The 24,285-nt window shown below is 48.7% G+C and carries 20 protein-coding genes, 1 tRNA gene and 1 pseudogene; 12 read left to right on the top strand and 10 right to left on the bottom strand.

Annotated features, from left to right (window positions below; all coding sequences use genetic code 11):
* Positions 1–49 precede the first annotated feature (49 nt).
* From RIF25_RS17390 to RIF25_RS14325, 3 genes and pseudogenes are all read right to left on the bottom strand, one after another.
* A pseudogene (locus tag RIF25_RS17390) lies at positions 50–577 on the bottom strand (RNA-guided endonuclease InsQ/TnpB family protein); the annotation flags it as partial.
* A 220-nt stretch (positions 578–797) separates the two neighbouring features.
* Positions 798–1,187 (bottom strand): hypothetical protein, encoded by a 390-nt coding sequence (locus tag RIF25_RS14330; RefSeq protein WP_015124099.1) that lies wholly within the window; start codon positions 1,185–1,187, stop codon positions 798–800.
* A 190-nt stretch (positions 1,188–1,377) separates the two neighbouring features.
* Positions 1,378–3,273 (bottom strand): iron uptake porin, encoded by a 1,896-nt coding sequence (locus RIF25_RS14325; RefSeq protein WP_322879207.1) that lies wholly within the window; start codon positions 3,271–3,273, stop codon positions 1,378–1,380.
* Positions 3,274–3,754: 481 nt separating this feature from the next.
* Between RIF25_RS14325 and radC the strand changes: the two genes are divergently transcribed.
* The 8 genes from radC (at position 3,755) to RIF25_RS14285 (ending at position 14,541) form a co-directional block, all read left to right on the top strand.
* Positions 3,755–4,486: a RadC family protein gene (gene radC / locus RIF25_RS14320; RefSeq protein WP_322879206.1), complete on the top strand. Its 732-nt coding sequence runs from the start codon at positions 3,755–3,757 to the stop codon at positions 4,484–4,486.
* Between the two features lie 547 nt (positions 4,487–5,033).
* Positions 5,034–5,360 carry a 2Fe-2S iron-sulfur cluster-binding protein gene (locus tag RIF25_RS14315; protein ID WP_322879205.1) on the top strand — a complete coding sequence of 109 codons (327 nt, stop codon included), beginning with the start codon at positions 5,034–5,036 and terminating at the stop codon, positions 5,358–5,360.
* A gap of 461 nt (positions 5,361–5,821) precedes the next feature.
* Positions 5,822–7,009, top strand: coding sequence for a response regulator (locus tag RIF25_RS14310; RefSeq protein WP_322879204.1), 1,188 nt, complete (start codon positions 5,822–5,824; stop codon positions 7,007–7,009).
* Between the two features lie 91 nt (positions 7,010–7,100).
* Complete coding sequence (locus RIF25_RS14305) at positions 7,101–7,460, top strand: response regulator (protein WP_015124094.1); 360 nt, start codon at positions 7,101–7,103, stop codon at positions 7,458–7,460.
* Positions 7,461–7,481: 21 nt separating this feature from the next.
* Positions 7,482–8,027 carry a chemotaxis protein CheW gene (locus RIF25_RS14300; RefSeq protein ID WP_322879203.1) on the top strand — a complete coding sequence of 182 codons (546 nt, stop codon included), beginning with the start codon at positions 7,482–7,484 and terminating at the stop codon, positions 8,025–8,027.
* Positions 8,028–8,070: 43 nt separating this feature from the next.
* Positions 8,071–10,938: a methyl-accepting chemotaxis protein gene (locus tag RIF25_RS14295; protein WP_322879202.1), complete on the top strand. Its 2,868-nt coding sequence runs from the start codon at positions 8,071–8,073 to the stop codon at positions 10,936–10,938.
* 4 nt (positions 10,939–10,942) lie between these two features.
* Entirely contained in the window at positions 10,943–13,999 is a 3,057-nt protein-coding gene (locus RIF25_RS14290; RefSeq protein WP_322879201.1) for a hybrid sensor histidine kinase/response regulator, read from the top strand.
* Positions 14,000–14,022: 23 nt separating this feature from the next.
* Positions 14,023–14,541 carry a chemotaxis protein CheW gene (locus tag RIF25_RS14285; RefSeq protein ID WP_322879200.1) on the top strand — a complete coding sequence of 173 codons (519 nt, stop codon included), beginning with the start codon at positions 14,023–14,025 and terminating at the stop codon, positions 14,539–14,541.
* Here the strand turns inward: RIF25_RS14285 and RIF25_RS14280 are convergent.
* Positions 14,538–16,208 carry a Ppx/GppA phosphatase family protein gene (locus RIF25_RS14280; RefSeq protein WP_322879199.1) on the bottom strand — a complete coding sequence of 557 codons (1,671 nt, stop codon included), beginning with the start codon at positions 16,206–16,208 and terminating at the stop codon, positions 14,538–14,540. The genes RIF25_RS14285 and RIF25_RS14280 overlap by 4 nt on opposite strands.
* A gap of 94 nt (positions 16,209–16,302) precedes the next feature.
* On the bottom strand, positions 16,303–16,602 hold the full coding sequence (locus tag RIF25_RS14275; protein ID WP_407682437.1) for a BMC domain-containing protein: 300 nt from the start codon (positions 16,600–16,602) through the stop codon (positions 16,303–16,305).
* A gap of 380 nt (positions 16,603–16,982) precedes the next feature.
* On the opposite strand from RIF25_RS14275, the gene RIF25_RS14270 reads away from it, so the two are divergent.
* Both RIF25_RS14270 and RIF25_RS14265 read left to right on the top strand, forming a co-directional pair.
* The gene (locus RIF25_RS14270; RefSeq protein WP_322879198.1) at positions 16,983–17,402 is read left to right on the top strand and encodes a hypothetical protein; all 420 of its coding nucleotides are present in this window, start codon (positions 16,983–16,985) and stop codon (positions 17,400–17,402) included.
* A gap of 199 nt (positions 17,403–17,601) precedes the next feature.
* Positions 17,602–17,673, top strand: a tRNA-Val gene (locus RIF25_RS14265).
* Positions 17,674–18,141: 468 nt separating this feature from the next.
* On the opposite strand, the gene RIF25_RS14260 is transcribed toward RIF25_RS14265, so the two are convergent.
* The 4 genes from RIF25_RS14260 to RIF25_RS14245 form a co-directional block, all read right to left on the bottom strand.
* Complete coding sequence (locus RIF25_RS14260) at positions 18,142–18,552, bottom strand: hypothetical protein (protein WP_322879197.1); 411 nt, start codon at positions 18,550–18,552, stop codon at positions 18,142–18,144.
* 38 nt (positions 18,553–18,590) lie between these two features.
* Positions 18,591–18,926 (bottom strand): photosystem II reaction center protein Psb28, encoded by a 336-nt coding sequence (gene psb28, locus RIF25_RS14255; protein WP_172636078.1) that lies wholly within the window; start codon positions 18,924–18,926, stop codon positions 18,591–18,593.
* Positions 18,927–18,988: 62 nt separating this feature from the next.
* On the bottom strand, positions 18,989–19,879 hold the full coding sequence (locus tag RIF25_RS14250; RefSeq protein ID WP_322879196.1) for an alpha/beta fold hydrolase: 891 nt from the start codon (positions 19,877–19,879) through the stop codon (positions 18,989–18,991).
* Positions 19,880–19,950: 71 nt separating this feature from the next.
* Complete coding sequence (locus RIF25_RS14245) at positions 19,951–20,442, bottom strand: DUF29 domain-containing protein (RefSeq protein ID WP_322879195.1); 492 nt, start codon at positions 20,440–20,442, stop codon at positions 19,951–19,953.
* Positions 20,443–20,633: 191 nt separating this feature from the next.
* Between RIF25_RS14245 and ccsB the strand changes: the two genes are divergently transcribed.
* Both ccsB and tilS read left to right on the top strand, forming a co-directional pair.
* The gene (ccsB, locus tag RIF25_RS14240; protein WP_322879194.1) at positions 20,634–21,641 is read left to right on the top strand and encodes a c-type cytochrome biogenesis protein CcsB; all 1,008 of its coding nucleotides are present in this window, start codon (positions 20,634–20,636) and stop codon (positions 21,639–21,641) included.
* Between the two features lie 21 nt (positions 21,642–21,662).
* Positions 21,663–22,652 (top strand): tRNA lysidine(34) synthetase TilS, encoded by a 990-nt coding sequence (gene tilS / locus RIF25_RS14235; RefSeq protein ID WP_322879193.1) that lies wholly within the window; start codon positions 21,663–21,665, stop codon positions 22,650–22,652.
* A 160-nt stretch (positions 22,653–22,812) separates the two neighbouring features.
* On the opposite strand, the gene RIF25_RS14230 is transcribed toward tilS, so the two are convergent.
* Positions 22,813–24,048, bottom strand: a complete 1,236-nt coding sequence (locus RIF25_RS14230) for a hypothetical protein (protein WP_322879192.1) — start codon at positions 24,046–24,048, stop codon at positions 22,813–22,815.
* Between the last annotated feature and the right edge of the window lie 237 nt (positions 24,049–24,285).

Below are 24,285 nucleotides of genomic sequence, written 5' to 3'. Positions count from 1 at the left end.
AAAATTATTTTACCCACTGTTGCTACTGTGCCAACTAGTCATGAAAAATGCTGTAGTATCCCGATGCCCGTTTTACTACTCGGATTTGCTTCAATACAAACCCGTCTGGAATTGGTCGGGACATCCGAAACTTCACCAATCCAATCTTGGGTAAGCCCAAATACTCACCTTGAATTGGTCTGGTATTGAGTTACGGAAATACAAAAGAGCGCATTTGTTTCTTGAACCTGGGAAACCCATGCCCACGTTCCCACATTGCCACGAAAGCCGCTTCAAGTGTGCGGAGAACTTGCTGCAAAACGTGAGTGTGGGGAAGTTTCAATTCGGGTAGTTCCTTCTTTACCGCTGCCAAAGATTTGCATTGAGTTGCAAAGGTCGGACGAGGGGCATCAGGAGGAAGAATGTACTCTTTTTTGAGACTACAACTGTTGATGTTGCACTTACGACTATTGACCCAATCCTTCCGTTCTGCCAATGCAAAGTTATACACCTTACGGCATATTTAAAGCCACTGCTCAAAAACAGCAATTTGAGCTTCACTTGGATCGAGTTTGTATTCGTAAGTAAGATTCAACATCTTACTATTTTAGCACTTTGAATAAATGACAATAGATTTATTCAAAGCCGTCCTAAAGTGCGGGACTTGTATCTCATTTCTTTGGTCAAGTAAATATGGACAGGCCCATGAGTGTTTCTCCCCAAAGCTTGCATCAAGTACTCTGGCTTTTGAGCATTAACGCTTGGATACATATACTTTAATGTGAATTCCTGCCTCCACTCTCTACGATAACCAACTCTTAGGCCAAAGTTTCCGGACAATAGCCCAGGCCTTGGATAAACTGCTTCCGAAACTCTTCAATATCGGCTCGATCCGGCCGCCCGTGGGAAACAATCGCCACCTGATAGCGCCGCATCACCTCAACCATGGACTGCCCCGTTTCCAGAGCCCACAAGGCCATTTTTAAGGAAATACTTGGCGTGTAAGGAAATCCCAACTCATTCAAGTAAGCCCGAAAATCCCCTTCTTGTTGGGCAGTTAAGGGAATTGCCATCGTTACCCGGACAACCCAGCCATCTACCTGATGAATCACAGTCATGAACTGCATCGGTAAATTGGCATATTCATGCAGATATTGAACAATTCTCAGGGTCAGACTCGCATTGCTGAGATGATAAATGTAGTCCATAACCCATAACCTCTAAACCCTTGATCTCTATCATCAGGCTCGGACGGGGATCACTAGTAGGGGATATTCCCGCTCTGGCCTGGGGGTTTCTCCCCAATGATCCTTAATAGATGGAAGTTGACATAAAAAAAGAGGCCCGCAGGCCCCTCAAGTTTTAAGTTTTAGCTAGGTCTTAACAAACAATCCCAGATTAGAACTGGAAGGTTGTGCGGATTACCCCAAGAACAATAGGAGCATTAGCCGTATTGTTGTTGGGATTAAAGATGGTAATGATCCCAGGGGCAACGGAGATGTTCCGGCTCATTTGGAACCGATAGAAGCCTTCCAAGTGGTACATATTAAAGGCAGTCACACCATTGTTAACCGTGTAATTAGTGCTGATGGTTTGGGGGGGTTGCCCAAAGATCAAACCAGCCACGTCACCCTTCTGCCACAAATCAGGTGCAGCAGCTGTAATTGCCCAGTTCACTAAGGAAGCATTCCGACCAACGTTGGAACCTTGGGACTGATTCACGCTGGAATAGCCAGCCCAACCAGAAAGGGTGAACTGAGGAATAACCTTATAGGTGAATTGGAAACCAACGTTATCCGAGGTAACATTACCAACTCCACCCGTAGCAGTAGCGGAACCAGTTGGATTGTTAGCTGCCCCAGTATAGCCAGATGTTCCTGTGCCGCCACTAGGATCAACCCCAAAGGCTCGAACGTAGGTAACACCTAAGGCGAGATCTTTAATTGGGCGAACAGAAATCTGAGCTAACGCACTAAAGGAATCACCAAAGAGACCTCCAGGGGGGTTAGGGTTGGCGGGACTACGGTTAAAGCTTGCTGTATTCGTACCACCACCCAAGTAGGCCAAGGTGAAGTCAGCACTTGTGCCAGCTTCCTTGTTTTCAGCGAATTTGTAGTTGATTGTAGCTCCAGCAGGGTTAGAACCGTAAATACGATAAATCGGGTTGAACCGCCCAAACCGAGATAAAGCACCCGTATCACTTGATTGGAAAAAGGGGTTGAAGGTAAACATATTATCTTCGTAGGCCCCGGCATTGGCATCAGCGATTACTGTTAGGTTCTTCACCGGTGAGAAGCGATAGAACAACTTGTGTAGCTCAAATCCATTAGTTGTTCCGTCATAAGCCAACCGAGCAGCATTTGTTCCCGCCAAACCAGAGGCATTAAGAATGCCACCACTAGAGCCAGATGGGCTCAAGGCTGAGTAGTTCACGACATTGCCAGACTGAATACGAATGCGCAGTAAATCAGAACCAGTAAAACTAGTATCAAAGTTTAAACGAACACGATTGCTAACAACTGTGTTGTCAACAATGTTACGTCCTGCCAAACTACTGCCACCTGGTCCGGTTCCAGGTGGGTTAGCCACTTGTCCACTCAAGATATCAGAGGTGTTGAAGATGACAGTGGCATTTAACTTTGTCAAGGTTGCAAACTGAGTGGCTTCTAGGTTGGAAGTCCGGCCTTCCAGATTATCAACCCGACCCTTGACCAAGGCTAGTTCGTTGGCAAATTCTTGGGCCAGGCGTTGCAGGGCTGCCAAGTCTTCTTTAGTTGCAAACCGATCACTGACCACATCCAAGCAGGCATTGAGAGCCGCAGCCATTTCATAACGGGTTAGAGCACGATTACCGCGGAATGTACCATCTGGATAACCCGCAATACAGCCATATTTCTCAACTAAGGAGGCTAAAGCTTGATAGGCCCAATCCGTAGGGCGGACATCAGACAACTGGCTCACAGAGGTGACTTGGGGGATTGACTGTCGTGAGCGTGTGCCAACAGCCGATTGGGTTTGGGTTTGAGTTGATGTGGGGGCGGGGGCAAGAGTACCAGCCAATGGATCGGCTTCTAGTGATGAAACAGAAGGGGCAGAACGCATTGTGGGCAGGTTCTGGGCCAGATTAACTACAGGCTGCGCTGGCAATGTGGTTAGGCTGGTGGGGGCAGAATTTAATTCCCCAGGGGTTAGTTGTAAAAGGCTTGAGTTAGCTTCGGTTGCATAAACACCACTTCCCACACCCAAGGCTAGGACTGGAGTCGTGGCTAGTAGCTTCCACAAAATACGGGACATAGATTTCTCCTTGAACACTCCTCAATACACTCAACTCTCAGATGGAGAGTTTTATGCAATAACACCACTTAGTCTAAAACTGGGCAAAGAATAATCCTCAGGGACGCAATGAACTTTTTACAGCATAGCTTAATGAGAGCTTTATGCAATAATTTGCTAAAATTTGAATCAGTTATTGAGACAATTAACAGAGATTATTTGAACTGGCACTCATCAAAAAGCGATCAATAGCTGCATTACTCCAGAGATTGATGGTGGCGTAGGAGCCTTGCCCAAACTCTACCCACTACATCAATATGAACCTACCATTTCTTGGGCTTAGTTAAGGTAATCAGCCAATTAACTTTGGATTAAGTCTTAAAAATTTTTTTTATGATTACCATAGTAACTATCAAGGTGCTTCATCCCGACTGCCCAGCGGAACTCACCCGCAGATTTTCAGGATATTTTGGAGAAAATCTGTCTCACGGTGCGGGCAAGGATGACCTACCATTTGCGCATTGCTGATTTACCCTCCAGTGATCGGCCGCGGGAAAAGTTGATGACCCAAGGCTCTCGGTCTTTAACGGCGGCTGAGTTAATTGCTATTCTTTTGGGCACAGGGCAGGGACCGGGTAAACTATCGGCGGTGGGATTGGGGCAATATATGCTTCAAAAACTCAGCCAGAACCAGCCGGATCCGCTCCTGACCCTGCGGGATATTACACCAGAGGAATTAATGCAGATTCCAGGGGTTGGGCCAGCCAAGGCAACTACAATTTTGGCGGCTCTAGAGTTGGGGAAGCGGGTATTCCAGGCCCGGCCTGGGGAACAAGCCATTATTAGCGAACCGAGTCAAGCGGCTGCCGTTTTATCCCAGGAGATGATGTGGGAGACAACGGAACGATTTGGGGTGTTGTTGCTGGATGTGCGGCATCGGCTCTTAGGGCATCACATTATCAGTGTTGGCAGTGCTACTGAAACCATCGCCCATCCCAAGGAGATTTTTCGGGAAGTCATCCGGCGAGGCGCAAATCGGATGGTGATTGCCCATAATCATCCCTCAGGCAACCTTGATCCCAGTCAGGCGGATCTCAGTTTGACTCGCCAGTTACTCGCAGGTGGGCAATTATTAGGCATTCCAATTTTGGATCATTTGATTTTGGGACAGGGAGAATTTTGCAGTCTGCGGCAGACAACCACTCTCTGGCAAGAATTACCCCAAGGGGATTAGGGGAATTAGAACGTTGGGCTTGGGACGCAAACAAAGGAATTATGGAATTATTCCTCCATCCGCTGAGGCAGCAACTCTAAAAGAATTTGGACTCATAGGATGTTCAAGATTGCCAGGGATCAATAGAGTTCACATCACAGTTGAACACTAACATAAGCGATGTTTATTAGAATGATTATTAAGTTTTACAAATAATTCTGATCCCGTTCCCAGGAAATCATGATACTTTTAGGGTGAATTAGTTAAGTATTTTGTCTGCTTTGGGGAATCATCTGGCTCTGAGGGGTTGATATCTTTCAGCACTCGTAAATTTTTATCCTAATTTGCCGCAGGAATGATGAACTGCTCTTTGCTTAAGGAGGGGTTAGACAGTCAAGTCATAATTTAGGTATCGCTGACATCATCATTAGTGTTTTTAATTAGGGTCATAAGTATTAATGCAGAGTGGGAATTAATTTGTGATACCTGCCTTGGGGATGCTTGATGCTTCAGATGGGACATTCAGCACCATTTTCGTTACGGCTATCTAACAGTTTGGAGAAGTTTCATGAAACGAGATCACAGTCGGGTTTATAGCGTCACCCTAGTGAATGAAGCACGGGGCTTGCGGAAAACAATTAAAGTGCCAGCCGATGAATACATCTTGGATGCGGCTGAAATACAGGGGGTTGACTTGCCCTATTCATGTCGGGCTGGGGCCTGTGTCACTTGTGCGGCTCGAATTGTCAGCGGAACGTTGGATCAGTCTGATCACACCTTTCTGAAAGCCCAGGAGTTAAAAGCTGGTTTTGCGTTGATCTGCGCGGCTTATCCAACCTCCGATAGCGTGATTACAACTCATCAAGAAGATGCCATTTTAAATTTGGGTTATTGATCCGGTTTCCATACATAGATAGGGTGACTGTTGGCCTGGAGAGTTGTCTATGTAAGGCTGTGGTATATTCACATCTCGAAATTTTAATCAATGTCAAGATTAGTTAAGATACTGAAAAATGCCCCCCGTAGCTCGCTATACATGAAGTGGTTATTTAGATTTTCTTAATAATTACTTACCTGATGGCCATGAGTGAGGCTAGGTATTGATTAATCCGCCTCTTAGGAAACCAGGCCTAGTTAAGTCTGGGTTATGCATCAATTTTCCCTTTCTTGTGTGTTTGATGTTGATGAAGTTGGATTTGGGGGATATGAATTGATCACCCTCCTTGCTTGGGAATAATGACAACATTACGTCTCTGGTAATTTTGCCTCAGACAAGATGCTGTTTCCACTGAGTTATAGTCTTTTGACTTGCCAATATGCGGTGTTCTGATGGTACAGTCTATTCCTAAAAAATCAATGGCAGTTCAGCCAACGAGTTTACTCCAGCAATTATTAGATTCGGGGAGTTCGGGTTGTTTAGCTGTTCAAAGCCAGGGGGTGACATGGTCATTTTATTTCCAGGCCGGGCATTTGTTTTTTGCCACCCATAGCATTGATCCTTTTGATCGCTTGGAACGTCACTTACGCCGTCTCAGTCATACCATCCCCGCCTTGAATCGAGAAGTCCGTACCCAGGCCCGTACCCAGTTTGAAGCCTTAGGGGGACCAACGGCCAGCTACGAAGCGATTTGTTGGTTAAATGCCGAGGGATTCTTAGAGCCATCTCAAGCCGGGACATTGTTACAAAATCTAGCTCTAGAAGTTTTAGAATCCTTTTTGCTGATTACCACGGGAAACCATGAACTGATTAATGCCCCATCCTTGCTGATCTTGGCCAGCTTACCCCTCAGTGAGCTAATCACCCGGGCCCAAACAACCCTCAATCACTGGCGGGCCTTTCAGGATAAAGTCACCTCTCCCTTTCAACGACCCTATTTATTCACCCAAACTCGTGGTCATCAACGCTTAACTCTAGAGCAACAACAACGACTGGGTAGCTTACTCCGGGGTTACAGTGTTCGGCATTTGGCGGTGCTTACTAACCAAAATGAATTAAAACTTGTCAAAAGTCTCTATCCATTTATTCAAGATGGGACAATTTTCCTGCGGGAACCCCAAGCCCCCTTTGACTTATTACCGCGTCTTGATCACCAGTCGCAGGCCATAGATCCGGTTATTCCTCCAGAGGATATTAGTGAAGGGAGTGATCGCAGCTTAGTTAGTTTAGATGCCCCCCATAAGCAATTCAAAATTGTCTGTATTGATGACAGCCCAACGATGCTCCAAGAATTAAGTCGCTTTTTGTCCGATCAAACATTTACCGTGACCACGTTGAATGATTCGGTTAAAGCGCTGATGGAGGTGATGCGGATTCAACCGGATTTAATTTTGCTTGATGTCGGGATGCCCAATATTGATGGTTACAAGTTCTGTAGGGTGATCCGCAACCATGTCCAATTGAAAACCACACCGATCATTATGGTCACGGGCAATACGGGATTGATTGATCGGGCCAAAGCCAAATTAGTCGGAGCAACAGATTACATGACTAAACCATTTACCCAATCGGAACTCTTAAAAATGGTCTTTCAATATCTCAGTTGAGCCAGGATTGGGGCGGTTGTGATGTTGAATGTTAAGTTGATGGTTTGATGAACAGCTTTGGTTTCTAATTTATTTTTTTGAGGTTGCGGGAATGAGTACGGTTTTAGTGGTGGAAGATACGCCTTCAGAGATGGAGTTAATTAACAGTTATCTCAAAGAAAGTGGCTATTCCGTGATCAATGCCAGTGATGCCAAGGAAGCCCTCGATAAAGCGACCCAACTCCGGCCGGATGTGGTGATTACGGATGTAGTGATGCCGGGGATGAGTGGCTTTGAACTCTGCCGGAGTCTGAAGAAAAATCCTGGTACCGAGAAACTCCCGATTATTGTCTGTAGCTCCAAAAATCAAGAATTGGATCGGCTGTGGGCAATGAAACAAGGGGCTGATGCCTATGTGACGAAACCTTTTAATCGAGATGACATTGTTAAGGCTGTGAAATCAGTGACCTAATGGAGAAATTGGGCAAAGCTCATGCAAACTAGGGGAAATACAACCGCACCTGTGAACCTGATCGGGGGATTAGAGCAATTACCAGGGCTGGGGGAAAAACGCTCCCAACGCCGCCTGGGAGACCCCTATTTACGCCTGCAACTGACCCCAGATACCACGGCTGTTTTAGCTACTGATGATACCCAAGAAGTGTTAGTCGTGCCGGGTTTTAAGCTCACCGTGATGCCGAATATGCCGAATGTTGTCTTGGGCCTGTTAAACCATCGTAACCGGGTGATTTGGGTGATTGACTTACCGTTGCTCTTGGGCTTGCCCGCCTTGAGTTTAGAGGTTCCCCAATTAACGGTCGCGATTATCCGCCCTCAGGGGGAGAAACCGTTAGGTTTAGCTGTGCCACAAATTCGGGGCCTGGTGCGTTTGGAAGCTGAGGCGATTCAATCTCCGGTAGGGACGGTGGCTGCAGGCTTGATTCCCTATCTATGCGGCTGTTGTCTGAACCATCAGGAGATTCTCTTGGTGTTGGCCGCCTCTGCCATTACCCAGTCTCTACCGGATGCCTCAATTTAAACCCATTACCCAAACTTATTTTTAACCCTGACTAGGAACTACTATGACCACCTCGCAACGGCCTACTCCCCAACCCACCGACCTCCCCCAGTTACCCAATTCCGTCCTCAATGCCTATCAAAATGACTTAGAAACAGTCAATGGCCATGGACACCACCCTCGCAGCACCCCATCACCACCGGGACAACCACCCTCACCCCCACGTTCTCGGGGGCTTGGCAAAAACCAGTCTCCCCGGCGGAGTTTGCGGACAAAATTTACGTTGTTCAGTATTGCTTTGGGAGTCTTACCCGTTTTGGGGGTGGGGATTATTGCCTTTGGCCTGGGGAGTCGCACCATTAGCAACCAAACACTGACAACTGAAAAAAATTCAGCGATTAACTTTGCTGACAAGTTTCAGATTTTCCTCAGAGACCGGGTTAGTGATGCTCGGCTTCTCTCCCAAAATCCAGCCCTCATCAATGCCCAACAACGCCAAAATAGTTCCCAACTGGTGGCTACGTTAGATCGCTATGTAACCGCCTATGAAGCCTATGACAGCGCGGCTTTGATTGCAACAGACGGGCGGGGCACAGTTGTTGCTCAGTCCCAGGGAAGACCTCTGCCCAACAATATTCTCCAAAATCATCAATACTTTAAGTCGGCCATCGAAACTGGCCAGGCCTTGGTGACGGTTGAGCCGACCCTATCTTTACCAGATCGGCCAGTCGGTGTTTTTGTGGCGGCGCCGGTACGGGATTCAGTCAGTAACCGAATCGTGGGTGTGCTCCGGTTGCGGATTCCCCTCGATCGCTTGGACTTCTTTGTGGCAAACTATGCTGGCAATGGCCGTAACTATCTCCTGGTGGATCGGCAAGGCACAGTCTTTGTGTCCTCCCTTGCTGATTTAATTAACCAACCGGCAAGTAAGGCCTTTGCTAACTTTGCTCAGATTCAGGCCACCGGCCAGCCAACCGTTGCCTTGGAAACCCTACGGACGAATCGCACTCCTCAGGTTTTAGCGACTGCACCCGTTAAAGCCGGGAATTGGCAAGTCGCCCTAGCCACCGACCAAGAAGTTGCCTTTGCCTCAACCCGTCAGCTTTTTTGGATCTTTCTGATTGGGATTGGGGTGACGGCCGTAGGGGTGGGGGTGATTGCGGCCTACTTCGCTCAACGGGGTACAAAACGGATTTTAGAGACAACGGCTGCGGTTGAGAAAATGGGGCAGGGAGATCTGAGGACGCGGGTGGCGGTGGCTGGAGATGATGAGATCACTGGCCTGGGGGTGAACATCAACGAAATGGCAGCCCAGATTGCCGAATTACTGGATACCACCGAGGCAGCCCGGCGGCAACAGAGCGAAGAGGCCGAGCGGGCGAAACAGTTGCGAGATATTACTCTGCGCCTTGCAACCTATACCGAAGAGCAGGAGGTCTTACAAACCGCTGTCACAGCTATCCGTCAAGCCATGAAGACAGACCGGGTTATTGTTTATGAATTTGACGCTGATTATGTCGGGACAGTGGTGGCGGAATCCGTAGATCTGGCCTGGCCCGCTGCCTTAGAAACCAGGATTGATGACCCCTGTTTTCGTCAAAATTGGATTGAGGCCTACAGCCAGGGTCGAATTCAGGCCACCCCCGATATTTTGAATGCTGGCTTAACCCCCTGCCATCTCAAACAACTGAGTCCGCTCAAGGTACGGGCAAATTTGGTAGCCCCGATCATCGTTGAGCAAAAGCTGGTTGCGCTGTTGATTGCCCATGAATGTTCTGGGCCGCGGGCCTGGCAGCAGTCGGAAATAGACTTTTTTGGGCAACTTGCCACTCAAATTGGCCTGGTTGTAGAACGCTTGAACTTCCTGAAACAAACAGAAGTCGCCCGACAAGAGGCGGAGGGTTTAGCCCGGCAGCAGCAACAACGCACAGAAAGCATTCAATCCCAGCTTATTAACCTCCTGAGTGAAGTGGAAGCGGCATCCCAAGGAGATCTGACGGTGCGAGCGGACATTACGGCGGGGGAGATTGGCACGGTTGCCGACATTTTTAACTCCCTGATTGAAAGCCTCCGGGAAGTGGTCATCCAGGTGAAAGACTCCACCGCCCAAGTCAACCAGGCCCTGGGGGAAGATGAAACGGCGATGCGGCAATTGGCCGATGACTCTTTGCGCCAGGCCAAGAAAATCAACCGGATGTTGGGTGCAGTTGAAGAAATGTCTCGCTCAATCCAATCTGTGGCTGACACTGCCAACCAAGCCGCCGAAGTTGCTCGTAAAGCCTCGGAAACCGCCCAGACCAGTGGCTCAACCATGGATGATACCGTGCAAAGCATTTTGAGTCTGCGGGAAACGGTGGCGGAAACGGCGAAAAAGGTCAAACGTCTGGGGGAATCCTCCCAACAGATTTCTAAAGTGATTTCGCTGATTAACCAAATTGCTCTCCAAACCAACCTACTCGCCATTAATGCCAGTATTGAAGCGGCCCGGGCCGGGGAAGAAGGGCGGGGCTTTGCGGTGGTTGCCGAGGAAGTCGGGGAATTGGCGGCCCGTTCGGCAGCAGCAACGAAGGAAATTGAGCAAATTGTCGAGGCGATTCAACAGGAAACCAATGAAGTGGTCATGGCCATGGAAACAGGGACGAGTCAGGTCGTCACAGGCACACAGCTAGTGGAAGAAGCCAAGAAAAACCTGGAAGAAATTGTCACCGTTTCCCAGGCCATTGATGAATTGGTGCAATCTATTTCCCAAACCACCGTCAGCCAAACCCGGACTTCCACGACTGTGAACACCCTGATGAAAGATATTGCCAAAGTTTCCGAGGGGATGTCCGATACCTCCCGCCAAATTTCCGAATCCCTAGAAGGAACAGTGGCCGTGGCCCAAAAACTCCAGGCCTCGGTGGATACTTTTACGGTGAGAGAGGACAGCTAAAGCCATGGTTCCCCCTAAATCCCAACTCATTCCCGCTAATGATGGGCAAGAAGTTGTCCGGCAACAGTTTTTGGAAGAAGCCCAAGACTATCTCGAGGCCATGGAGACGGGGCTATTGGGCCTCAGCCAAGATGGGCAAAATCGAGGCCGAGTGGATGGGGTTCTCCGGGCCGCTCACTCGATCAAGGGGGGAGCCGCCATGATGGGGTTTACGCAACTGAGTGATCTAGCCCATCGTCTGGAAGATTTCTTAAAAGTGATCCGGGCCGGAACTCCGGTAGAGATCGACTTGGAGCAGCAATTACTCCGGGGCGTAGATTGTCTGCAACATCTGATTTCTCTGAATCGGCAAGGGATGATTGCTCCACAAAGTTGGCTAAATACCCAAGTTGATCCGGTGATTGAGCAACTCCAGGCCCGGCTCGGGGATTTACAACCGGAAAGTGAAATTGCCCTGCTGTCGGAAGATGCGGGTGGGGATATGCGGGCGTTGCTGTTCGAGTCAGAAGTGGAAGGCTGCTTACAACGACTTGAGGCGGTTTTGGCCAGTCCCGAACAACTCTGTTTGCTCGAGGAATTGAAAATTGTTGCCCAAGAACTTGAAGGCCTGGGGCAAATGCTGGAACTGCCGGCCTTTATCAGTTATTGCGCCTCGGTGAGCAATCTCCTAGAGCATCAGCCCTACCCATTGGCAGCCATCGCGACCGAAATTGTCCAAGGCTGGAGACGCTGCCAGGCCATGGTCTTAGTTGGGCAATTCCAGGCCTTACCCGAACGGTTTATCTCTCAGCCAAAGGCTACCGATTTCATGGCCCTCGAAGAACTCCCAGAACTCTCAGATTTAGGCCTGGATGCCGAGGCCCTTTTTGCCCCAGATGCAGTCCCAGACTATCCCGGCCTCGAACCCTTAGACATTTCCCACGACCAATCTGAGGCAACCTTACCATTCCTAGAAGTGGGGCCAAAACCGGCCTTAGCAGGCCTGGAAAATCTCTTAGCCGATGTCGAAGCCGCACTGGATGGCCAGGAATTTGATCCGGTTTTAGAATTTTCTCCCAGCTTGTTGCCAGATCATGCCCACCCGACCATTCCGTCCAGGGAGCTTGCCCCTCCAGCCCCAGGGGCCTCAGAATCTGCTGGTAATGCCGCAGCCTACAAAACCGTGCGCGTCGCCGTCAAACAGTTAGATGAACTGGCAGACTTGTTTGGGGAATTAACCATCGAGCGCAATGGCTTAGGCCTGCACGTTCAACGCCTCCAACAACAGATGCAGGCTCTGAAGGACAAAGTTCGCCGCCTTGAGCAATCCAACTTCCAACTCCGCCAGGGCTATGACCGCGTCACTACCCAAACCTTTGGGATCCCGACTGTTAATCTCCAGCAAAAATTAGCCAAGTCAGAGATTGCCCCCCACTGGCAGGATCAATTTGATGCCTTGGAATTTGACCGCTACAACCCCCTACACCAGTTGTCTCAGGATGTGATTGAAACCATTGTCCAAATCCAAGAAATTACCAGCGACCTCGAAATTGGCCTGGAAGATACGGAGCGCACTCAGCGGGACTTACACCGCACGGCCAAGCAAATGCAGAATCGCCTCACCCAAGTCCGAATGCGCCCCTTTGCTGATCTGGCCAATCGCTATCCTCGGATGGTGCGAGATCTCTGCCATGAATATGGGAAAGAGGTGCAACTGGAGATTAACGGCGGCAATACCCTCGTCGATCGAACCATTTTAGAAGCCCTCGCAGATCCCCTCCTCCATCTGGTCCGTAATGCCTTTGATCACGGCATCGAATCCCCCGCAGAGCGCACCGCCCAGGGTAAACCCAATCCGGCCAAAATTGCCATTAGTGCGGCCTATCGGGGCAGCCAAACGATTATTCAAATTGCTGATGATGGGCAAGGCATTAACCTGGAAAAAATTAAACAACGGGGCCTGGAGATGGGCTTAGATGCCATGATGCTAAACCAGGCCAGTGAACGGGAATTGGTAGATTTAATTTTTGAACCGGGATTTACCACTGCCACTCAGGTAACGGAACTGTCTGGGCGTGGCGTGGGCATGGATGTGGTGCGGACAAACCTACAAAAACTCCGGGGTGAAATTCAGGTGGAGACCAAACCTGGCCTGGGAACTACGTTTACAATTACCGTACCGTTTACCCTTTCCGTAGTGCGGGTGCTACTGGTGGAAATTGCCGGAATGTTGGTGGCCGTCCCGACAGATGCGGTGGAAGAAATGACCCTGTTTGAAGCAGAAAACCTGTTACACAGTGCGGGCCAGACTCTCTTGGATTGGGACGGCCTATTGATGCCCCTAATTCAACTGGAGCAATGGTTTAACTTCCCCCGCCCCCGTCCCCGGATTACCATGGAAGCCGCCCCGATTATTGATCAGCCAACCCTGCTTGTCATTGCCCAAGGCGACCATTTGCTCGGGATTCCAACCGAACGCTATTGGGGGGAACAGGAAGTAACCATTCGGCAAGTGGATAGCGCGTTGCCCTTACCCCCCGGCTTTAGTGGCTGTACGATTTTGGGTGATGGTCGGATTGTGCCGCTAGTGGATACCTATGGCCTCTGGCGCTGGCTCGAAACCCAACAATCCCAAGCCCCGAACTTAAAACCCAAATCCCCAGGCCTGGTCTCCAGCCAATCTCGACAGAGCCGACAAACAACCGTCTTGATTGTGGATGATTCGATCAATGTCCGCCGATTTTTAGCCAATACTCTGGAAAAAGCGGGCTATCGAGTCGAGCAAGCTAAGGATGGTCAAGAAGCCCTGGATTTACTCAGCAATGGCCTCTCTGCTCAAGCAGTGATTTGTGATATTGAAATGCCCCGCTTGGATGGTTATGGCTTTTTGTCCCATGCTAAAAACTTAAAAATCCCGAAAAACTTACCTGTGGTGATGCTGACCTCTAGGAGTAGCGAGAAGCACCGCCAAATAGCAATCAATTTAGGCGCAACTGCTTACTTCACTAAACCTTTCCGTGAAGCTGACCTCTTGGCTACGTTGAAGACTCTAGTCACTTCCCCCCAACCCCAACCTGTTTGATGTTCGTCATTTAAGAGGATGTTATGGCTCTGACTGCTTCCTTAAAATCCCGCCGGAAATCTCGCACCACGGCAGAGCAAGCCCCAACCCAGCGATTGCTTCAGTTTGAGATTGCCCAACAACAATTTGCTCTACCAATTACCCAGGTCTTAAAGATCATTCCCCTAACAACTATCCATGGTGATCCTGCTGGGCGTGGCATTGGCCTGGTTCACTATCAACAACAGGAAGTTCTTGTGATTGATGTTGAGAACGTTCTGTTACCCCACAATCTCCCAATCAAGAAAACTATTTATCAATTTCTTCTGATTCTCCAGGCCACTGATATGACTCATCTCGAACTCCTGGGCATTCCAATTCAGGCCCCACCCCAGCTAATTCGAATTAATCCAGAGGCCATTACCCCCTTGCCCACTCATTATCGTTCCTTGGGAAATATCCACTGTGTCAGCACGTTGATGATGGATACACAGGCTCCCAATACTCAACCGCTGTTTATGATTGATGTGAACCAGATTTTCTCCGGTTTAAATCAGCCTTAAGCAAGGGTAACCGTTTCTTCAATTAGAGTATTTACCCCTGGATCAGATGGCTCTAAATGCGCCTCCAATTTGAGATTAAAGACTATTTCAAAGGCCTCTTTTTTGTAGTTCAAACTCCACAGTTCGAGTTCACAGGCATCATTGGCATTGCTGGGATGTAAAATTAAGGTAAACTCTCGGGATTCTGATTGCCATCGGCAGGAAATATCTTGAATCGCCCCAACCTGTCGCCGATCAAGGGCAATGGCTAACCTGAGAATGGCACTTAACTGCTCAACAACTAAGCGATGTTCCCGACTGGTTAGATTACGGTAGTTTTCATGTTTTTTCTTGGGGGTGTTTTTACGGTGATAACGGGCCAAGTTGGCAATGAGTTCAATTTCTGTATCCGTGTACCCCAATAGGCCCCCATTACGAATTAAGTAATAGGAATGTTTGTGATGGGCTGAGTGACTGACAAAATGCCCACAATTATGCAAAATTGCTGCGGCCCAAAGTAGTTCTCGCTCCAGTTCACCCCACTGATGTAATATTCCTTGGGTCTGGTCAAACAAACTGAGGGCAAAGGCTGCCACTCGCTCGCTGTAGGGTAAGTTGACTCGGAACTTTTGAGCCATCCCCAGCGTGCTGCGTTGCCGGACTGAGCCTTGATAGCGAAGCCGGTCTTCAATTAAACCGTGGGAGAGCATCCAATCAACAACAATCCCCTCCCGTAAGGCCCGATCACAGATTTTGAGACTGTTGATTTCCAGTAAGTTCATCACCTCTAAGAGGACAACCGCCCCGGCCAAAATAATTTCAGCTCGTTTTTCCGACATTCCAGGAACTTGGGTGCGTTGGGGGTAGTTGAGGGAGCGGAGTTTTTGAATCAGTCCTTTGAGATCGGCCTGGGTCAGGGTATAGCCTTGCAGGGAAGGGGGTGCATGACCTAAGGTTTGCCAGACATGCAGGTTCATGAGGCTTTCAATCGTCCCCGATGTCCCGACCAACTTAGGAACTTCCCCCGGCCTCAGATGGGAGCGCAATTCCTCCGTCGCCCGGTCTAACATCCCCCGCACATAGCCCCGCAACCGTTCAAAATCTCGTTCAGAGATGGGGTCACTCTGGACAAACATATCCGTTAAGCGGACTGCCCCAACTTTGGTGCTACTGAGGTAGCGGGGTTCATGGCCGTCTCCCAGAATCAGTTCTGTTGATCCCCCCCCAATATCCACGATCACATGGGGTTGCCCTTGAAATTCCAGGCCAGAGAGGACTCCCAAATAAATCCGGCGGGCTTCTTCTACCCCGGAAATGAGGGCAATCTCCAGGCCGGTTTCATCTCGCACCTGTTGTAAAAACTCCAGGCCATTCGGAGCTTCCCGGACTGCACTAGTCGCCACACCGATCACGGCTTCTGCCCGGAGGCTATCGGCTAATTCGCGACAGCGTCTTAAGGAGCCTAGGGCCCGTTCCATTGCGGCTGGAGTCAGTTGGCCTGTTTGTTCACAGCGTTCCCCGAGGCGAACCGTATCCTTTTGGGCCGCAATAATCTTAAAGCTGGGTAAAGTCGGATTAATGTCCACCACTACCATGTGAATCGAGTTAGTCCCAACATCAATCGCCGCTAAGATGCGCTGTTCTGGGTTATGACTCCGCCAAAGTTGAAGAACAGGTACGCCTGACATGGGGGAATGCACCTATGGGCTAAACATTTTCATTTCTAGTCTCCCCTGGCCTGGGGCAATCCAGGTTAAAAGCGGCCAAATTCCCCCATATTTTTTACAAGAGATAGTCTTCCAGGCCCCGCCCACCCCCCGCAATGGGTAACACCGCCGCTAAATTCCCTGGTGGATGGGGAATGACTTGCCAGGACTTTACCTCTTGACCAAGATGGCGGGCAGTTTGAACCGAGGCCTGGACATCGGCAACTGTTCCCCGCACGACCACTGTCCAATAGCCACTGCCAATACCTTCACAACTGACCAACACCACCTGGGCCGCCTTGACCATCACATCAGCAACATTGAGGGCGGCGGGATACCCTAACACTTGCACCATCCCAACTGCTAGTTCTGCCATCAGTGTTCTCAACTCCTGCCGACAACTTTCATGGCTATCCTATAGCGTTACTCACTTTAGGGTGAGAGGGGGACTAGTCAGAAAATGCTTGATGGGAAGTCTTTTAAACATTTCTACTCTCTCAGAGCAGTGCGCGCCACCCTATAGAACTTGCTTTGGCCAAAGGAGGATTGGGGGCAGGCAAATCATCTGATGATGGCAGGAAGGATGTCACTGGTTATGAATAACACCCTATAAACGTAATCTTTTTTTAACCTTATGAGGTTCTATCGAACACACGCTGCAAATTGGTTTTGGCATAATTTGGCCATGGGTTAAGAGTGGTCTTCCCTGGATTTAGTTTACCCCCCGAAACATCTGCACGAAGTAAGGAGTGATCCATGACCGATAGGGCAACAGCCAATATTCTACTTTTTATGCAAAAAACTGCTGAGGATGAAGCTCTCCAAGCCAAGTTAGAAGCATTGCTGGGAGTTGGGGATGGCAATATTAGTTGTGAGTCGGAATTGGATGCTGAAGAAGCAGCGGTTCTCAAGGGTTCCCAGGCCCCAGTGGTGGCGGAATTTGCTACATCCCAAGGTTTTGCTTTTACCGCAGCGGATTTGGTGGCAGTGGTTGAGGCCTTTGAAAAGCACCAGGCCGGTTCCTTAAGCGATGAGGACTTTACGGCTTTCTTAGGGACAGCACTTCCCCCCACAACCGATGAGGATCATGCAGAAAAAGTCACCAATCCCTTAAAACGTCTCAGCCGCTACCTTGGTAAAACCTACCTGGGCCTGGGGGCTAATACTGACGACTAAAGATGCCCCTCATGTTTTTGTCTGAATTAATCTGGTTCTGGGTAAGGCTGGCCTGGAGCAAAGAGGTGTTCCTGGCATTCTGGTTATGCATTGAAGATAGTGTTGTCGGCTGATTAATTTCTTGCGATTTTTATACCTAGACCTAGAGACGTTTTGCTTGTAAGCTATGCATAGGGGGTTATTAACAGATTCCCCAATGGGGCGATTAGCACAGGGGTAGCGCACTTCCTTCACACGGAAGGGGTCACTGGTTCAAATCCAGTATCGCCCATAGGTTAGAGAACCTGGACATAGTAAGGCTTTTGGGAGTTCCAAGCAACTCTGAAAGTCATTGTCATATTGTCAATAAGACAGCAAGCAAAGACCGTTAAGGGTTGTTTGGGGTTGTAGTTTTACCCCGAAATTTACCCCGATGTCTAAAGTCACGATTGAGAAACACGGATCCTGATTACGGCTCCGTTGGCAGTATTTAGAGAAACGATACACGCTCGCTGTGGGTGTCACGCTACAGTGGGTACATTCTGATGTCTCAAGATAGGCCAAACTACCCCGATCTTCATCTCCTATGGTTCTTGCGTCAGTCGTGAGACTGTTCCTTCACTACCCTAAGTTTGATAAGAGTCCCATGTCAAAAACACCATGCCTCGATTGTGGAGGGGCTAATTAGGAATAGCCGTAACCTGTGATCCCCAAAACCTGCAACCTACTATTTTTTATTTGCAATGCAAACAGATATAGATTAATCAGACTTAGGCGGGGTCTGGGATTGGGGATCTAGTTCATCCAAGGTTTGAATGAGTAAACGTTTGGCCATCAGTTGCCAGCCTTTGCGTTGAATCAGAATAGCAATACCACCGCCAATGATCGTAGCCAGAAAATCTAAGGGTTGTTGCCAAGAAATCCCCAACAGTAACCCCAGGCCAGCAATGCCCCAAAAGGGTAAGGCGACTGTTTGGCGTTGTTCGAGGATGAGGCGATTCAGAAAATCTGTGGGAAATTCCGCCATTAAAGCGTCTTTAACTTCCCGTTGTTTTGCTAAAGGAACCGAGAGGGCAATTTTGCGCCGGAGCTTTTCAACTTTGCGGGCATCGGTACTGTACTGCGTCAGTTCATCTTCAGCCATCATCAGCAAGCGTTCTTGTTCAGCCATATTGCCCTCCCGCCGTTAGTTGAGATTGATTGCCTCGGTTATGACTGATTCAGGCCCAGGCCATGGGTGGCTGCATAGCGATCCATAAAGCGAATAAAGCGATCCCAATCGGCGGCACTGCGGATGGTGTAGGTGGCTTCAATGGCCGTGGCTTGGCCGTTGATAAATTTGGCATTGACTTCGCGAGTAACAATTTCCCCTTCCTCATCCACCATATACATCCCGTTAATTTCCAAATTACCTTCTTGGACAATTTTGGGGTTATCAAAGGTAAAGTAAGCCTTGCCGTTGGTGCCGTCTTTGGCGCGAGTTAAACGGACATCGGGAACAATTTCTTCATTGATACCCCGAATAAATTGAATGTCTGCCATGATGATGCCAACTGATGATTTGTATTTCTTCAGAATACCTGGATTCGGGGGCAGTGTTGTCAGGATTATTTGCTGATCAAGGGAAGAAAATGGGCTTCGATCAAGGCAATGACTGAGGCCGGCAGTTCGAGGTGGGGCAGGACTCCAGTGGTGGGAACGGTGAAAAACCCTTGAATGGCCTGGGGATTGAGAGCGGCGAGGCGTTGGCCCAGTTCAACAGAGTTAAATTTTGAGGCTTCTCCCCAGATCAAGATGCTCGGCACCGTCAGTTGTTCTAGGTAGCGAGACAAATCAAAACATAAATCCCCCCGTAAGGAGGCCAAGGCGGCAAATTCGGCTCCGGGCTGTTGGGCAGAATCCACATAGGCATTGACAGTGGCGGGGGTGAGGCGTTCCGGTTGGGCAAAAATAAACTGCTCTAAGAAGTTCCTGACTGCTAGAGAATTTCCCGCCCCAAGGGCATAAATTAGCTGATCCAGGCCTGGGGTTCCGGCCAACTGAGCCGCTAAACCTTGCCCGTAATCATTACCAAAGTCACTAAAGCCGGTGGGGCCAACCAAACATAACCCTGAAAATAGCTCTGGTTTTTGAATGGCTAAACGGATCACCAGGCCAGCGGTTAAGGAGGAGGCAATCACGGCCACAGGCGCGCCAATTTGCTCAATCAACAATTCCAGCATCTGCCAATAGTCCCCGGCCTGGTAATCCCGCACCGGATGATCGGACGCGCCCCAACCGATTAAATCCGGGACATAAAGCCGATAACGGCTAGCAAAGGCTGGATAAATGCTGGCCCACTCGGCCTGGGATGAACCACCCCCTAAACTATGGAGAAATAAAAGCTTCTGGGGGTGTTTAGGTTGGCCCCAAATTTCAGCATAGGGGGTGTAGTAAATCAGCTTGCCCAAGGGAGTAATCAGGGCCTGGGATTGAAAGCCAAAGGGGAGAAATGTCATGGGCCAATCATTAAAAACTACAGAGGACAGATAACCAGGGGCTGATCATACTCATAACAGGCATTAGTATGTTATCTCTCAAAATTAGCTAACAGTTCAGATGGTTCGCCAGAAAAAAATTTCGAGTCTAGAATCTGCTCTAGGGCGTAAGGGCAATTTTCAGGAAAATGAGCCGGGGGGAGGTCAGTTTCCTTAATCGCCAGTTCTAAGCCCATTACATAGACTCTAGGAATGATCTGTGCCAAGTAGGGTTTGTGGCTGGGATTGTCGTCAAGAAGGTCTAGGGTATCAATGCGCTGAATCCGAATCGTGGAGACCCAACTGCGAGTTCTTTGTTCCGGTTGAAAGTGCCACTTTAGCAGATGCCCAATGAGGACACTGAGGCGATTCCGGAGTTCCTGACGTTGTTGTCTGCCCAAAGATTCGATTTCCTCAATCAAATTCGGTAAGTCCAGATGCTCCCATTGCTGATCCTGGAGGAGTTTGACTTGGGTTTGTGTCCAGGCCCAGAAATCAGTGTCATAAAGAGTAGGGTGGGTTGGGGATTGAGGCAGCAAAACCATTCGCAAGACCCAGAAAGAACTGGAATAAAGGCATAGTATCTAGTCTAGGATTTTGGGCAGAAGCTTGGGGCAGGAATTGGCTGAAATTTGGGGAGGATGCCAGATAAAATAGGGATGATTCTGAGGTGAGCTTACCCAGGCCCCCAGAGATTTCCCACTTCCCGCAGCACTTTTGATACAGGAACCCTGGCATGGACTTAGTTACCCTTGAAAACTGGCTTGATAATACGGTTTTTGTGATTTTATTGGCCACGATGCTGATCTATTGGGTCGGGGCAGCCTTTCGTCAGCAAGGACAATGGTTAGCTGGCCTGGGGCGGACAGGAATGATCTTGGCAAATCTGGGCCTGGTCGGCCTATTGGGCGCGCGCTGGATTGAGGGGGGCTATTTTCCCATTAGCAACCTCTATGAATCCCTATTTTTCCTCTGTTGGGGACTCACCCTAATGCACTTAGTTGCTGAGGGTATGAGCGGGAATCCTCTAGTCGGGGTGGTGACGGCTCCTTTGGCAATGGGCATTGCGGCCTTTGCAACCTTAACTTTGCCCCCGGAAATGCAGACCTCGGCTCCTTTAGTTCCGGCCCTGAAATCCAATTGGTTGATGATGCACGTTAGCGTAATGATGCTCAGTTATGCCACATTGATGGTCGGGGCGTTGGTGGCCATTGCCTTTCTAATCGTGACTCGGGGGAAGACGGTGGAGCTAAAGGGAAATTCCATCGGTTCCGGGGGATTTCGTGCTCTTGGAACCAAAACAAATTTAACACCTGTGCCAGAGTCTCATTCTGAAGCAACGATTGATGGCGGGGCCGGTGGGACGGCGGTTTTAACTCCAGCGATGACCGCCACCACCGCTGTGTCCTTGGGATTGCAACGCCTGACTTTGGCGGAAACGTTAGACAACCTCAGCTACCGGATGATTGGCCTAGGTTTTCCCCTGTTAACCATTGGGATTATTTCTGGAGCGGTTTGGGCCAATGAGGCCTGGGGTGCGCCCTGGAGCTGGGATCCGAAAGAAACCTGGGCCTTGATTACTTGGTTAGTATTTGCAGCTTACCTTCATGCCCGGATTACTAAAGGCTGGCAAGGGCGGAAACCCGCAATTATTGCGACCTGTGGTCTGGGGGTGGTTTGGGTTTGTTACCTGGGTGTGAATTTATTAGGGAAGGGGCTGCATTCCTACGGTTGGTTTTTCTAGGGTGACATTGGGAAGTAAACCATGAGCCAGGCCTGGGGAGATATCCACGCCCGTATCCATACCAACCTGCGCCAACGTCTTCTCCTCCCCAGCACCGCACGGATTTTAATTGCCGTTTCCGGTGGACAAGATTCCGCCTGTTTACTCAAGCTACTGGTTGATCTCAAACCCCACTGGGCCTGGCGACTAGAAGTGATTCACTGTAACCACCGCTGGCGAGATGATGCTAACGATAATGCAGAATTTGTCCAGGCCCTTAGTCATCGTTTCGATCTCCCTTGTCATGTTCGAGTCACAGAGCAGCCCTTAACCAGTGAAAATCAAGCTCGGGCCTGGCGATACACAGTTTTTGGCAAATTGGCGCGGGAATTGGGTTGCACCCATGTTGTCACAGGCCATACAGCAACGGATCAGGCCGAAACCCTGCTATTGCATCTGTTCCGTGGGACTGGCCTGGGGGGCTTAGGGGGAATGGCCTGGAGCCGGAGTTTAGGTGGTGCTTATCCCGATATCCAATTAGTCCGCCCGTTGCTGGATTTAACTCGTCCAGAAACCGCCCAGTTTTGTCAGGAGCAAGGCCTGGACATTTGGCTGGATAGTACCAATGCCAACTTGAACTTACGCCGGAATCGCTTACGTCTGGAGATCATGCCCCAATTGCGAGATTACTTTAACCCCCAGGCCGATCGAGTCCTCGCCCAAACCGCCACCCTCTGCCAGGCCGAGCAGGATTATTTAGATCAAGAAACTCAGAAACATTATACAACCATAGTGAATGAGGCGATTCCCGGCCTGGCCGTAAATCCACTGCAAACCCTGCACCCTGCCCTCCAACGCCGTCTAATTCGGGCTTTCCTCCAGAATATATTTCAAATCACACCTCAGTTTGACCACGTCGAAGTGATCTCGAACCTCATTTTTGCTCCTAAGAATAGCCAATCTTCGCCTCTGCCTAAGGGGATCGTGGCCTGGGTTGATCCTCCCTGGATTAAATTTCCTGACCTTGGCTAAGGTGGTTCTGAAGGGAGCAGTAGTGACTTAAATGCCGTACCACTAGGTTCCAGGCCCTGAGTCGTTCATGCCTACGAGTCTGTTGTGATACAGGTGGCCCATCAACTATGAACTCAAATACTAACAGAACACTAAACTTTATTTCGGTACATTAATATTTTTAGGTGTTGTCAGTATTCTCGGTTACAGGGTACTCATCTTCGTGACAATGCGTTTTGTTTGGATTCTTGAAAAAGCCAAATTTATCTCTATAATGTTGTGCTTGCCTTACATCTTCCTCCGACCATTGATTATTTTGAGCCTGTAAGAAGACGAGATCGCTTGAATATCCGTGTCTAGGTTTCTGCCCTGGAACATTGACACCAATACCAATCACTGTAAAACACTCCTGGAATTGACACAGCGAAGCATAACATCTGGCACAAAGTTCACTTTTTCGTTCTTCGAGTGTGCTGTCACTGTCATAGGCAAAGAAAACGTATCCAACACCACTTATTGATTGCACACACCGAGAACTTAGTTGCCCCATCTTACTGAGTTCAAGAAAATCGTTGAAAGCACCGCCTAGCATCCTCCTTGAAAACCGATTTTCTTTAACGAGAACACGAATGGCTAGTTCAGACTCAGACATATCTGGACCGAGCCAGTCTTCCCCGTTGAATCCACCTTGACACAAGATTTGAATCAATCTATCCCAGACATAACTTGCAGTGTCTCTCTGCAATTTTGCCTTGAACTCAGGTTTGTTGCTTATTCCTTCCCAAAGATCATCTTCAAGGATCATCATGCCTACTTCTGAGGGAAACTGGCGACCATTATGCAAGTAAATTGCAAGCAGATTTTCCTCACCACCATTGATGATAGTTGAGGTATTAAACAGAAACGCTTCTTTGTTAATTAAGTAGTTAGCAAAATCACTTATGGTATCTAAATGACGAAGAAGCAGGAAAACTGATTGTTCATCTAAGACATGAAAAAACTCATCCTCCTCAGCATGAGAACTGATGGGAACTTCTCTTTTGCCGCCAAAAGCAACTGCTATGCGGTGATATATTCTTTCGCCCTGTAATGGCAGCTTTAATCCCTGAGATCCATCTTTCTGGATGACATACTCTGACTGATCAAGCCATCGGATAGCCCCTTTAATCTGTTTTATTGAAGCTTCAATAGCTTTTCGTTGCCAGCGCTTCCAATCAACACTTGGATTATCTGTTTTCTTAAGTTGAATGTCTTTAACACTTATGACAATTACGTGGGGATCACATACTACTAATACATCACATAACTCTTTGTCTGATGTTTTTCCTTGAGGATTAATGTAACTCCACAAAGATAAAAATGACTTTGAGCACATATCGTATACAAATTGTTCAGAATTATTTACTGCCTCAGCCACAATATTGTGTCCTCTTAACAAGAGATTAATCCTATATACACCTAACATGATGAAGCGGAATCTATCTATCTAGTATTCCTTGAAAAGTGATTAACCCAGTAAATTTCAGTATAGTCAATGCTTCAATAGCTCAGATGTGAAGAAACCTATGAATACTCAAAATAAAAAAACGGCAGAGCAATAAAACCCCACCGTTAATCTTGAGAATTAGAGTTTCGGCCTTAGAAAAGCAAGTAA

It is taken from the genome of Pseudocalidococcus azoricus BACA0444, from assembly GCF_031729055.1.
In the GTDB taxonomy this organism is placed as follows: Bacteria; Cyanobacteriota; Cyanobacteriia; order Thermosynechococcales; family Thermosynechococcaceae; genus Pseudocalidococcus; species Pseudocalidococcus azoricus.
The sequence above is the reverse complement of the archived record's forward strand: the minus strand, read 5'-3'. Positions and strand labels throughout refer to the sequence as shown.

Coding starts and splice junctions, on each gene's coding strand:
- RIF25_RS14330 (WP_015124099.1), bottom strand. CDS start 1,187: ATGGACTACATTTATCATCTCAGCAATGCGAGTCTGACCCTGAGAATT.
- RIF25_RS14325 (WP_322879207.1), bottom strand. CDS start 3,273: ATGTCCCGTATTTTGTGGAAGCTACTAGCCACGACTCCAGTCCTAGCC.
- radC (WP_322879206.1), top strand. CDS start 3,755: ATGACCTACCATTTGCGCATTGCTGATTTACCCTCCAGTGATCGGCCG.
- RIF25_RS14315 (WP_322879205.1), top strand. CDS start 5,034: ATGAAACGAGATCACAGTCGGGTTTATAGCGTCACCCTAGTGAATGAA.
- RIF25_RS14310 (WP_322879204.1), top strand. CDS start 5,822: ATGGCAGTTCAGCCAACGAGTTTACTCCAGCAATTATTAGATTCGGGG.
- RIF25_RS14305 (WP_015124094.1), top strand. CDS start 7,101: ATGAGTACGGTTTTAGTGGTGGAAGATACGCCTTCAGAGATGGAGTTA.
- RIF25_RS14300 (WP_322879203.1), top strand. CDS start 7,482: ATGCAAACTAGGGGAAATACAACCGCACCTGTGAACCTGATCGGGGGA.
- RIF25_RS14295 (WP_322879202.1), top strand. CDS start 8,071: ATGACCACCTCGCAACGGCCTACTCCCCAACCCACCGACCTCCCCCAG.
- RIF25_RS14290 (WP_322879201.1), top strand. CDS start 10,943: ATGGTTCCCCCTAAATCCCAACTCATTCCCGCTAATGATGGGCAAGAA.
- RIF25_RS14285 (WP_322879200.1), top strand. CDS start 14,023: ATGGCTCTGACTGCTTCCTTAAAATCCCGCCGGAAATCTCGCACCACG.
- RIF25_RS14280 (WP_322879199.1), bottom strand. CDS start 16,208: ATGTCAGGCGTACCTGTTCTTCAACTTTGGCGGAGTCATAACCCAGAA.
- RIF25_RS14275 (WP_407682437.1), bottom strand. CDS start 16,602: ATGGCAGAACTAGCAGTTGGGATGGTGCAAGTGTTAGGGTATCCCGCC.
- RIF25_RS14270 (WP_322879198.1), top strand. CDS start 16,983: ATGACCGATAGGGCAACAGCCAATATTCTACTTTTTATGCAAAAAACT.
- RIF25_RS14260 (WP_322879197.1), bottom strand. CDS start 18,552: ATGGCTGAACAAGAACGCTTGCTGATGATGGCTGAAGATGAACTGACG.
- RIF25_RS14250 (WP_322879196.1), bottom strand. CDS start 19,879: ATGACATTTCTCCCCTTTGGCTTTCAATCCCAGGCCCTGATTACTCCC.
- RIF25_RS14245 (WP_322879195.1), bottom strand. CDS start 20,442: ATGGTTTTGCTGCCTCAATCCCCAACCCACCCTACTCTTTATGACACT.
- ccsB (WP_322879194.1), top strand. CDS start 20,634: ATGGACTTAGTTACCCTTGAAAACTGGCTTGATAATACGGTTTTTGTG.
- tilS (WP_322879193.1), top strand. CDS start 21,663: ATGAGCCAGGCCTGGGGAGATATCCACGCCCGTATCCATACCAACCTG.